This is a genomic window from Kitasatospora sp. MBT63 (assembly GCF_000710465.2).
In the GTDB taxonomy this organism is placed as follows: Bacteria; Actinomycetota; Actinomycetes; order Streptomycetales; family Streptomycetaceae; genus Kitasatospora.
The window spans coordinates 1-10,538 of sequence record NZ_JAIZ01000748.1; the positions used below are offsets into that span (position 1 = coordinate 1).

10 protein-coding genes and 1 pseudogene are annotated in these 10,538 nt (G+C 73.2%); 5 read left to right on the forward strand and 6 right to left on the reverse strand.

All coding sequences use genetic code 11. The features are described from left to right. On the forward strand, nucleotides 1–1,528 hold a 1,528-nt coding region (locus AA75_RS39025; RefSeq protein WP_051814172.1), incomplete at its 5' end, for an alpha/beta hydrolase. 58 nt (nucleotides 1,529–1,586) lie between these two features. Here AA75_RS39025 and AA75_RS39030 read toward each other — a convergent pair. After that, nucleotides 1,587–2,234, reverse strand: a complete 648-nt coding sequence (locus tag AA75_RS39030) for an FMN-dependent NADH-azoreductase (RefSeq protein ID WP_033825206.1) — start codon at nucleotides 2,232–2,234, stop codon at nucleotides 1,587–1,589. A 105-nt stretch (nucleotides 2,235–2,339) separates the two neighbouring features. Here AA75_RS39030 and AA75_RS39035 point away from each other — a divergent pair, with 105 nt between their 5' ends. Beyond that, nucleotides 2,340–2,702, forward strand: a complete 363-nt coding sequence (locus tag AA75_RS39035; protein ID WP_033825207.1) for a helix-turn-helix domain-containing protein — start codon at nucleotides 2,340–2,342, stop codon at nucleotides 2,700–2,702. Nucleotides 2,703–2,810: 108 nt separating this feature from the next. Here the strand turns inward: AA75_RS39035 and AA75_RS39040 are convergent, their stop codons facing one another. From AA75_RS39040 to AA75_RS39060, 5 genes are all read right to left on the reverse strand, one after another. Further along, nucleotides 2,811–4,172, reverse strand: coding sequence for a carotenoid oxygenase family protein (locus tag AA75_RS39040; protein WP_033825208.1), 1,362 nt, complete (start codon nucleotides 4,170–4,172; stop codon nucleotides 2,811–2,813). A gap of 75 nt (nucleotides 4,173–4,247) precedes the next feature. Beyond that, complete coding sequence (locus AA75_RS39045) at nucleotides 4,248–4,688, reverse strand: SRPBCC family protein (protein WP_033825209.1); 441 nt, start codon at nucleotides 4,686–4,688, stop codon at nucleotides 4,248–4,250. Between the two features lie 68 nt (nucleotides 4,689–4,756). Then, nucleotides 4,757–6,268, reverse strand: coding sequence for an MFS transporter (locus AA75_RS39050; protein ID WP_051814173.1), 1,512 nt, complete (start codon nucleotides 6,266–6,268; stop codon nucleotides 4,757–4,759). 157 nt (nucleotides 6,269–6,425) lie between these two features. Next, a complete protein-coding gene (locus AA75_RS39055; protein WP_033825210.1) occupies nucleotides 6,426–8,129 on the reverse strand; it encodes a beta-1,3-glucanase family protein in 1,704 nt (567 codons plus the stop codon). A 408-nt stretch (nucleotides 8,130–8,537) separates the two neighbouring features. Beyond that, complete coding sequence (locus AA75_RS39060; protein WP_033825211.1) at nucleotides 8,538–9,377, reverse strand: hypothetical protein; 840 nt, start codon at nucleotides 9,375–9,377, stop codon at nucleotides 8,538–8,540. 152 nt (nucleotides 9,378–9,529) lie between these two features. Here AA75_RS39060 and AA75_RS50395 point away from each other — a divergent pair, with 152 nt between their 5' ends. From AA75_RS50395 to AA75_RS53005, 3 genes and pseudogenes are all read left to right on the forward strand, one after another. Continuing rightward, nucleotides 9,530–9,700 carry a hypothetical protein gene (locus tag AA75_RS50395; RefSeq protein ID WP_158515646.1) on the forward strand — a complete coding sequence of 57 codons (171 nt, stop codon included), beginning with the start codon at nucleotides 9,530–9,532 and terminating at the stop codon, nucleotides 9,698–9,700. A gap of 193 nt (nucleotides 9,701–9,893) precedes the next feature. Next, a complete protein-coding gene (locus tag AA75_RS39065; RefSeq protein WP_033825212.1) occupies nucleotides 9,894–10,433 on the forward strand; it encodes a winged helix-turn-helix domain-containing protein in 540 nt (179 codons plus the stop codon). Then, a pseudogene (locus AA75_RS53005) lies at nucleotides 10,358–10,538 on the forward strand (IS630 family transposase); the annotation flags it as partial. The gene AA75_RS39065 and the pseudogene AA75_RS53005, both read left to right, overlap by 76 nt.

Here is a 10,538-nt window from a genome sequence, read left to right on the forward strand (position 1 = left end):
CGCGGCCCGCACCCGGCGCCTCGTCACGGCGGCGGCGCTGGTCGCGGCGATCCTGGCGCCGACCACCGCGACCGCCGCCGGGTCACCGGAGGCGGCCACCGCCGGCGCCGTCACGGCCGCCGGCCGTCCGGCGCCGCCGCTGAGCTGGACGGCGTGCCCGTTCCCCGGTTCGCCGGCGGAGCTCCAGTGCGCTTCGATCCAGGTGCCGGTGGACTACGCGCACCCCGGCGGCGCGACGGCCACGGTCACCGTGGACCGGCTCCGGGCGACCGGCGGGCACCCCGTCGGCAGCCTGTTCTTCGACCCCGGCGGCCCCGGCGGCTCGGGCACCCGAGCCGTGTACGCGGAGTCCCTCGGGATGCACCTGTTCTCGGCCGCGACCCGGGAGAACTTCGACCTGATCGGCCTGGACCCGCGCGGTGTCGGACTCAGCAGCGCGGTCCACTGCGACCCGGAGCCGCTCAACCGTCAGGTCTCGCTGTTCCCGGTGGACGAGGCCGGTTTCGAGCGCCTGGTCACCCGCAACCGGGACCTCGGCGAGAGCTGCCGCCGTCTCACCGGCCCCCTGCTGGACCACCTCGACACCGTCAGCGCCGCCCGCGACCTCGAGGCCCTGCGGCAGGCGCTCGGCCAGGGGAAGCTGAACTACCTGGGCCTGTCCTACGGTTCCCAGCTCGGCGCGACGTACGCCGGCCTGTTCCCGGACCGGATCCGGACCCTGGCGCTGGACGGCGCGCTCGACCACTCGCTGTCCCTGACCTCGCTGCTGACCGACGAGGCCCGCGCGTACGAGGACTCCTTCACCCGGTTCGCGGACTGGTGCGCCCGGGACGACTCCTGTGCCCTGCACGACACCGACGTGGGGCAGCTGTTCGACGGCCTGGTGGCCGCCGCCGACCGTATGCCGATCCCGGCGCCGGGGTGTGCCGGGGCGGGCGGCTGCCGGACGTCGGTGACCGGTGAGGACCTCCGGCTCGACCTGCAGGGCCTGCTGCTGTTCCCGTCCCGCCGCGGTGACCTCGCCCTCGCGCTGCGGCAGGCGCAGAACGGCGACGCCTCGGCGTTCTCCCAGTCCGTCGCCGCCGGCCCGGCCGACGACGAGGCCAACGGCAGCGCGATCGCGATCGAGTGCCAGGACTGGCCGACCCCGGTCCGGACCCTGGACGACCTGCGGCGGCTGCAGCGGCTCGGGCGCACGGTGGCGCCCCGGTTCGGCGGCGCGTCCCAGTCCTGGACCATCCTGGCCGGGTGCGTCGGCTGGCCGGCGCCGGTGACCAACCCGCCACGGCCGTACGGCGCCCCGCAGGCGCCGCCGATCCTGATCACCAACGCCACCCACGATCCCTCGACGGCGTACCCGTGGGCGGTCCGGATGCACCGTGGCCTGCCCTCCAGCGCGCTGGTGACCCGGGAGGGCGACGGCCACACCAGCTACCTGGCCCAGGGCGCCAGCCGTACCAGGGACGCCATCGACGCCTACCTGGTCACCGGCCGGGTGCCACCGCCGGGCACCGTCTACCGGGACTGACCGGGCCGGCCGGACCCGGAGCCGCCGGGGCCGGGACGACCGGCCCCGGGCGGGGTGCTCAGGCGGCGAGGCGGGCGCTGACGGCCTTGGCCTTGGCCGCGGCGTCCTCGTGCGCCTTGGCCTTGGAGGCGTCGGCGGTCTCGATGAAGTCGGCCAGCGCGGGGTTGACCCGGGCGAGCGTGAACTCCGGCACCACGAAGTCGACCTCCAGGCCGAGCATGCCGGAGAGCACCTTCTCCAGGTAGGTGGTGACGAACTCGAAGCTCTCGCGCGGGCTGCCCGGGCCGTACGAGCCGCCGCGGGCGGAGACCACGGTGACCGGGGTGCCGGCCGCGGAGGGCCGCTCGCCGGCGGTGCGGCCCATCAGGATCACCTGGTCCAGCCACGCCTTGAGGCTGGAGGGGATGGTGAAGTTGTACATCGGGGTGCCGATGACGACGGCGTCGGCCTGCTCCAGCTCGGCCATCAGGCGCTCGCGCAGCTCGTACGCGGCCTGCTGCTCGGGGCTGCGGTGCTCGGCGGGGACGAAGCCCGCGGTGATGCCGGCGGCGTCCAGGTGCGGGACGTTCTCGGCCGCGAGGTCCCGGTAGACGACCGTGCCGTCGGGGTTCTGGGCCAGCCACTCGGCGCGGAAGGTCGCGGAGACCTCGCGGGAGACGGAGCCCTCGGTCAGTGCGGACGAGTCGATGTGCAGCAGCGTGGGCATAGCATGCCTCCCTTTCGGTAGTAACTGCAGCTTGGTGCGCAGCTGTCATTACAGTAGCAGCTTACTTTTAATAAGCCACTAGCGGAGGGGCAGTAGTCTGGTGGCATGGCGCAGGAAGCAGCACCACAGACCCACACGGCCTGTACCGGGGTGGACCTCGGCATCACCCGTGTCTTCGCCCTGCTCGGCAAACGCTGGACGGGCCTGGTGGTGGCCGTCCTCGGCGACGGGCCGGCCCACTTCGCCGAGCTTCGCCGCGCCATCCCGGGCATCAGCGAGCGCATGCTCTCCGACCGGCTCGCCGAACTCGCCGAGGCCGGTCTGGTGCTGCGCGAGGTCGACGAGGGCCCGCCGCTGCGGGTCCGCTACCAGCTCACCGAGTCCGGCTGCGCGCTCGGCCCCGCCATGACCGAACTGCGCACCTGGGCCGAACGGCACCTGCCCGCCACCCCGCCCGGCACCTGCTGACCCCGCCGCGCCGGTACCGGCGGGCGGGGGGAACTGCCCGCGGGCAACGCGAAGTCCCCGGGGCGGCGGGGTGCCGCGCCCGGGGACGGTGTCGGGGGACGGGGTGGGTCAGCTGTCGCTGCCGTCCAGGGCCGAGTCGGGGATCCACGAGCCGTGGATGCCGGCGGTGACGCGGCGGGGCAGGTGGACGGTGGCGACCCGGTCGAGGCCGGAGGCGTTCAGGACCAGCAGCTGCGAGGCGTCCTGCTTGAGGTCGGAGACGACCGTGAGCAGGTAGCCGTCGTCCTCGTTGACGGCGCCGGCCGCCGGGACGAACACCGCCTCGCTGGGCAGCCGGGCGTCGCCGATCTGGTGGATGCGGCGGGCGCCGGTGGTGCGGTCGTACTTGACCACGCCGTAGCCGCCGAAGCCCTCCTGGTCCGGGAAGGAGACCGCGTACTGGTAGCGGTTCTCGGCGCCCAGGTAGTCCTCGTTGAGGGTCGGGAACTCCACCGCCAGGTCGTCGATGATCTGCTCGTCGACGGTCCCGGCCGCCGGGTCGATCACCCAGCGCCGCGTGTAGGAACGGGTGTTGGGCTCGGTGCCGCGGCCGGGCGCGCCGACCCACCAGTTCCAGGACAGCCGGAACCCCTCCTGGTCCACGGTGGGGCCCTCCAGTACGATCCGGCCCTGGCCGTCCTCGTACGCGTTGGAGGTGTGCAGCATGTTGCCGGGCTCGATGGAGAACCAGCGGACCTTGGCCGCGCCGCCCTCGCCGCGCGGCATCACGCCGATCCGGGACGGCTGGCGGTCGCTCCAGCCGTACGGGATGCCGGAGTGCTCGTTCGGGTCGAAGGTGACGCTGCCCTCGATGAAGACCACGTGGTGGCGGGTGATGGCGAAGTCGTGCTTCAGGGAGGCGGTCGCGCCCGGGACGTCGGCGCTGTACAGCAGCTCCCCCTTGGCGTCGGCGACGTGGTAGGTCAGGAACGGCGGGAACGGCGACGAGCCGAAGAAGTGCAGCTCCCCCGTCACCGGGTCGGCCTTGGGGTGCGCGGTCATGGCGGTCCGCAGTTTGCCGTCGAAGTCGTAGGCACCGACGGTGTCCAGGTCCCGGGTCAGCTCGAACGGCAGGTTGGCCTCGCAGAGGGCGAGCAGGCGTCCGCCGTGCTCGATGACGTGGGTGCCGGCGGTGCTGGCGGTCAGGTCGGGGCCGTGTTCGGTCATGTACGGTGCGCCGTCGAGGGCCGGGGTGTGCACCCAGCGGTTGCGGTACCACTCGGCGCGGCCGTCACGCAGCCGGATGCCGTGGACCATGCCGCTGCCCTTGAACCAGTGGGTGGGGGTGACGCCGGGCTTGGGGTTGTGACTGTTGCGGATCAGCCGGCCGGTCAGCTCCGGGGGCAGGGTGCCCTCGACGGTGAGGGCGGTGGCGGTGATCTCGTCGGCGACGGGGGTGTAGTGGCCGGTCAGGTACGGCTTGCTGGTCATGTTCGGTTCCTCGGATCGTAGGGGTTGATCAGGCGGGTCTGGCGTGCGTGAGTGGGGCAGCGGTGCTCCGCGGTCTCAGAGCGTCTGCTCGGCGCGGGACTTGAGGCAGTCGAGCCAGTTCTCCAGGGAGGTCTGCAGGGCCGTGGCCAGTTCCTCCACTGCGGCCTCGACGGGGGTGCCGCTCCAGGACTCCTCGGTGTGGACGGCGACCCGGTCGCCGCTCTGCTCGAAGGTCCAGGTGTGGATGCCGACGATGCCCTCGACGGTCCCGCCCCAGACGATCCGCCGTCCGGGTACGAGTTCGCGGATGGTGGAGGTGATGCTCAGCCCGTGGGTGCGCCAGATGAAGCTGCTGCCGACCGCCAACGGGCCGGCGAGCTTGGCCTGGTCGATGTCGACGTTCCAAACCGGCCAGTTGTCGATGTCGGTGTGCAGCGACCACACGGTGTCGAGCGGGGCGTCGATCAGCGTGGTCAGCCGGACGACGACGGGGGCGGCGGTGTCGATGGTGTGCATGCGCGGTCCTTGCGGGTACGGGTGGTGGGGGTGAGGACGGATCGGGTGGCCCGGTGGGCGGGTCCGGATCAGCGGGCGGGCGTGGGATCGGTGGGTGCGGTCTCGGCGGGCAGGCTCCGCGGGGCCGGCGCCGCGGCCGCGGTCCGAGTGCCCGGGGCGGTGGGGCGGGCGCGGCGGGTGAGTACCAGGGCGAGCAGTGCGGTGACCACCAGGACCGCGGCCGAGACGGCGAACGCGGTGCGGTAGCCGGCGGTGAGTGCCGCCAGGTGCGGCTGGTGGGCCGGTGCGTGGGCGGTGACGGACCCGGCCAGGGTGGCCAGGGCGGCGAGGCCGATCGCGCCGCCGACCTGGCGGGTGGTGTTCACCAGTCCGCCGGCCAGGCCCGCGTCCTGAGGTGGGACACCGTCCACGGCGAGCGCGGTGAGCTGGACGAACGCGGTGCTCAGGCCGAGGCCGATCAGGATGCTCGGGCCGAGGATGTCGGCCAGGTAGCTCCCGTCGACGGAGATCCGGGACAGCCACAGCAGCCCGGCGGCCTCGGTGAGCAGGGCCGCGGTCACGGTGGCGGTGGCGCCGATCCGCCGGGAGATCCGCGGTGAGAGCGCGGCGCCGAGCATGTTGGCCCCGGCGAGCGGGAGTTGGCCGGCGCCGGTGGCCAGGGCACTGGCCCCGAGGACCTGCTGCTGGTAGAGCGGCAGGAAGAAGAACAGCGCGATCCACACCGAGCCCAGCAGCGCCATCAGCAGGTTGCCCGCGGCGACCCGGCCGGTGGCGAACAGCCTCGGCGGTATCAGCGCGTCCGTGCGGCGCCGCTCGATCACGGCGAAGGCCACCAGCAGCGCGGCGGCGGCAGCCAGGGCGCCGAGCACCGACGGGTCCGTCCACCCCGCGGAACGCGCGGTGGTCAGCCCCCAGACCAGGCAGGTCAGCGCGAGGGTCACCGTGACGGTGCCCACCAGGTCGAAGCTGCCCGCCCGGCGGCCGGCCGGCTTCGGGACGAGGACCGCCACCGCCGCCAGCACCAGCGCCGAGCCGAGCGCGACCGCGTGGAAGATCCAGGGCCAGCCCCACGCCTGGGTGAGGACACCGCCCAGCAGGACGCCGCCCGCCCCGCCCGCGCCGGAGACCGCACCCCAGACGCCGAGCGCCTTGCCGCGCCCGGGGCCCGTCGGGAACTGGTCCATCGCCAGGGCGAGCGCCGCCGGGGCGATGGCCGCGGCGCCGAGGCCCTGGACGGCCCGGGCGGTGATCATCACGGCCGCGGAGGGGGCCAGTCCGGCGGCGGCCGACGCCACCGCGAACAGGGCGAGGCCCGCGATCAGTACCCGGCGGCGCCCGAGCAGGTCGGCCGCCCGGCCGCCCGCCAGGAGCAGCGCCCCGAACGCCAGGCCGTAGGCGTTGACCACCCAGGTGGTGCCGGTGTCGGACAGGCCCACCCCGGCGCGGATCTGCGGCAGTGCCACGTTCACGATCGAGGTGGCGAGCATGACGGTGAACTGGGCCGCCGCGAGTGACGCGAGCACGGCCCCCGGTCCGGGGCCGGGGGCCGCCCGGCCGGCCGTTGTGCGCTGGAGGTTCATGACGCACAGCCTCGGCCCGACCGCTGTTCACATTCCAGGTCCACCGGGGCCGGTGACTGTCCACTCCTGTCCGCACCTGTCCACTCCGGCCCGCCGGGTCCGGCCCGCCACGTCCGGCCCGGACCGCCGTCGAGGCCGGTCCCGGGCCGGCGGACCGTCAGGCGAAGGTGAACCAGTTGAGGTTGACGAAGTCGGCGGGCTGACCGCTGTCGAAGGTCAGGTAGACGTCGTGGACCCCGGTCGTCCGGGCGATGTCGGCCGGGACGGTGCGCCAGCTCTGCCAGCCGCCGGTGGCGGCGACGGCGAAGCCGCCGACCGGTGTGGCGGTGGGACTGCCGAGGCGGACCTGGACGAGGCCGCTGATCCCGGCGGCGGCGCCGGAGGCGACGCGGGCGCTGAAGCGGGTGGCCCCGGCCGTACCGAAGTCGACGGCCGCGTACTTCAGCCAGACCCCGTTCGCCAGCCACCCCATGTCGCTGCCGCCTCCGGTGTCGGCACAGGCTTCGGCGCGGCCGCCCGACTGGGCGGTGAACGCCTCGGCCTGGATGGTGGTGAAGGCACCGGTCCCGCCGCCGGGCGGGACGGTGGCGGTGGCCGTCGGGGTGGGCGAGCCGCCGGGGCCCGGGTCGCCGGTGGTACCGCCGACGGTGATGGTGAACCGGGTCGGGCTCCCGGACTGGACCTTGCCCTCGAAGTCCACGTTGGCGGGGTGCACGTCGTCGTACGGGAAGGCGTAGCCGAGCCCGTCCGGGGTGGTGGTGTGCAGGATCCGGGCGTAGTGGTTGGTGCGGGCGCGGGTGTAGAACGCGGCGGGGTTCTCGCCGTCCGGCTGGTGGGGGTTGTCCAGCAGGGTGGTCCGGTTGAAGGCGGCGGCCAGGCGTGCGCTCAGGTTGCCCATGAGGTCGTTGCCGGTGGTGAACGGTGCGTCGCTGCAGGAGAAGATCGCCCGGGTGGAGGGCTTGGCGAAGCTCCCGGCGCCGGCGAAGGTCAGCGTGTCGCCGTTCACCCGGCCGGTGACGGCGCCCCAGGTGAACTGGGTGTCGATCCGCAAGTCCTTGGTGCGGTAGGCGTTCCACACCTGGTCGACGTAGTCGTCGAAGTACCCCGCGAACAGTGAACTGTTGCCCCGGATCGCCAGGTTGGGGCTGAGGATCCGCAGGTCGGTGCCGTCCTTCTGGACGATCAGCTGGCTCCAGTCGCTGCCGTCGGCGGCGGACTGGGCGCGCAGCGCGGCGGCCACCCGGGCCAGCCCGTCGGCGGAGAGGCCACGGACCGCCTGGGTGCCCTGGGCGGTCTCCAGCCGGAACGAGATGGGCAGGCCCACCATGTCGACGAAGGTGATGTTGGCGTACAACTGGTCGGCGTTGTAGGTGAATTCGCAGAAGTCGTGCCGGACGCCCGCGTTGGGGTCGGTGGGGTTGCTGACGGAGGGCAGGGCGAGGCCCCCGCCGCGGTTCATCAGGAAGGTGAGCCTGGCTCCGACGGAGAAGTAGATCCGTCCGCTGTCCAGCCGGGGCAGGGTGATCTGGCGGGCGCCGGCGCCGGGGCCCTTGAGCGGGATGGCGCAGTCGACGCCCAGCGGCGTCTGGTCGTTGGCGGGGGACGGCGGGTGGTACAGGGTGGAGCCGTCCGCCTGGATGAAGGCCCAGGTGCCGCCGGCCGCGGGGTCACGTCCCAGGACGTAGGCGTAGACGGTCGCGTTGCCCGTGGTGTTGACCAGGTCCAGTGGCAGCGTGGCCGCCGTGGAGGCAACGGCGCTCGACTCGACCCACCTGGTCACGGCGGCGACGGACAGGGCCGCGCCCGCGGTGGCGGCGAGGAGCTTTCGGCGGGAGAGCGGTCGGTGGTGGCGCGGAGTCATCGAGGAACTTCCCTTCGGCGTGGGGGCCTGTGTTCGACGGCGTGCGGCGCAGCCCGAGGGGGCCGGGTTCGAGACGAGCGCCACCGGAGGCGGCCCGCCCTCCCGAGAGCGCTCTCAGCGAGCCCACATGCTATGCACCAGCCGACTCACGGACAAGGTTCACGGCACCCACACAACCGCCCTGACCTGCGACGATCTCCGCAGGCTCGATGACTTAAGGCCGCTTTAGGGTTCCCTTGACCCTCGGCGAAGGCTCGGCACGGCCGGAAACAGCCGGCCCACCGGCCTCACGGGCCGCGCCGGAGCAGGGCGCGACCGAGGCGGCGACGGCGGCCCGTACACGCGACGCTGCACCGCGCGAAACACGGCGGGCCCCTTCGGCCACCCGGCGCACATCCCCGCAGTTGCTCACCGCGCTCTGGTGGTCCCGAGTTCCCCTGTCGTGGGCAGACAGTCTGCGGCGCCCAGTCCCCTCGCCACACCCAGCGCATTGACCCGGCTGGTGGGAACCAGGACGAGCTGCGGCGGCAGCTTCCCGCCATTTGCGTCGAAGCTGTACTCCCCCAGGTAGATCCAGTCGCTGGCGGCACCGATGAACAGGGTGTCCAGCTCGTAGCCGCTCCCGCAGGCCCGGGCGTTCTGGAGAGGCATGCTGGCGGCCAGAACCACCGCACCCGGGACAGCGGCGAGCATCGTCGCAGCGGCGACCGCGGCCGCCCACACACCGCGGTGGGCCTTCCGGAAGCGCCACGTCCTCTGCAGCGCCGCCCCGAGCATCATCGCGTAGGCGATGACGACGGCGACCGCCAGGGCGATCAGCCACCACTCGGGGATGGCAGAACCGAAGTAGTACCAGGTGACGATGCCCGGGACCACGAGCAGCACGGTCAGGAGCACGAAGACGCCCCGGGGAAAGCGACGGAACACCAGCGTGAACCGACGACGCGCCCGGGAACCGGAAGGAACCACCATGTGCGACAGGAGATAGCCGACCACCGCGAAGGCTGCAGCGGGGAGCAGAACCCACGAGACGGCGATCTCCCGGAGCACCTGGGCCGGCATCTGACTCAGCACCAGCCCCCACCGGAAGCCGCTCGCCTGCATCCGGGCCGCGAGCACAACTCCACCGGCGAACCAGATCACCACGGCGGTCACCGTGACCGCGGCCGCGGCACCGGCCAGCAGCTCCTTCGCCGTGATCGTCGGGGCGGCGTCCGGTCCGGTGGCCTGCTGCTCGGTGATGTCCACGCTTCAGGGATGCGCCGAGCCGGCCGATCGTACACGCCCTGATTACGGATCCACCCGGACAGCCCTCGCGCAACCCCCGCCAGGGCCGCGCAGACTCGCCGCGCGCCGCCCTCCTCCTCGGTGCAGCGGCACTCAGCACGTCGGAGGCGAGGATGCGGATCCGGCCGGAGCGCGGATACCGGCGGAGAAGCAGGCAGGAGGACGGCGGAAGACGGGCTTCGCACGGCCGCATCGCCGAGGAGGAGTTCGTCGCCGCGTTCACCGACCTCTTCACCGCCCGGATCGGGACCGCCGCCGGCACCGCCCTCCTCCGCCGCCCCTGACGCCGGAACGAACGCCTGCCCGCCCGGGCGCCCGACGGCCGTCGCCCGCCGACGACAGCCTCCGGGTGCGTCACGCGACCGGGGGATCGTCAGCGCTGGAGGGGTTCCAGCGCCTCGCGGTGGCGTGGGTTACTGAGGTTTTCGTTCTGTTGTCGGTGGTGACAGGTAGTGATCCCTGCGGTATGCCGGTGGTATGCGGTACGCGCAGGGTGGGGGCCTGACCGCTGAGCGGCGGGCGTTTCGTGAACAGGTGCGGCTGGAGGCCGGGGTCCGGTTCGAGGCGGGCGAGAAGACATCGGCGATCGCCCGGGATCTGCGGGTCAGCGGTCGGTCGGTCGAACGGTGGCGGCGGGCCTGGCGTGAGGGCGGTGCGGATGCCCTGCGCTCGGCGGGTCCGGCGAGCCTGCCGAAGCTGTCCGAGGTCCAGTTCGCCGAGCTTGAAAAGGAGTTGGGCAAGGGGCCGGCCGCGCATGGGTTCGAGGATCAGCGGTGGACCCTGGTCCGGGTCCAGGCGGTGATCGGTCGACGGTTCCGGATGCGACTGTCGATCGCGACGGTGTGGCGGTTGCTGAAGCGGCACGGCTGGTCCTGGCAGGCCCCGGCCCGCCGGGCACTCGAGCGGGACGAGCACGCGGTGGAGCTGTGGAAGCAGGAGGTGTGGCCGCGGATAAAAGCACCGCGGCGGCGCTCGGGGCCTGGGTCGTCTTCGAGGACGAGGCAGGATTCGCGATGACGCCGCCGCGCGCCCGCACCTGGGGCCGGCGCGGACACACGCCCGTCGTTCGGGTCCGGGGACGCTCCCGGCGCCGGATCTCGGTGGCCGCGCTGTGCTGCTACA

Bases quoted from the DNA above. Each gene is read 5' to 3' on its own strand.
- AA75_RS39030 (WP_033825206.1), bottom strand. From the start codon at position 2,234: ATGCCCACGCTGCTGCACATCGACTCGTCCGCACTGACCGAGGGCTCC.
- AA75_RS39035 (WP_033825207.1), top strand. From the start codon at position 2,340: ATGGCGCAGGAAGCAGCACCACAGACCCACACGGCCTGTACCGGGGTG.
- AA75_RS39040 (WP_033825208.1), bottom strand. From the start codon at position 4,172: ATGACCAGCAAGCCGTACCTGACCGGCCACTACACCCCCGTCGCCGAC.
- AA75_RS39045 (WP_033825209.1), bottom strand. From the start codon at position 4,688: ATGCACACCATCGACACCGCCGCCCCCGTCGTCGTCCGGCTGACCACG.
- AA75_RS39050 (WP_051814173.1), bottom strand. From the start codon at position 6,268: ATGAACCTCCAGCGCACAACGGCCGGCCGGGCGGCCCCCGGCCCCGGA.
- AA75_RS39055 (WP_033825210.1), bottom strand. From the start codon at position 8,129: ATGACTCCGCGCCACCACCGACCGCTCTCCCGCCGAAAGCTCCTCGCC.
- AA75_RS50395 (WP_158515646.1), top strand. From the start codon at position 9,530: ATGCGGATCCGGCCGGAGCGCGGATACCGGCGGAGAAGCAGGCAGGAG.
- AA75_RS39065 (WP_033825212.1), top strand. From the start codon at position 9,894: ATGCGGTACGCGCAGGGTGGGGGCCTGACCGCTGAGCGGCGGGCGTTT.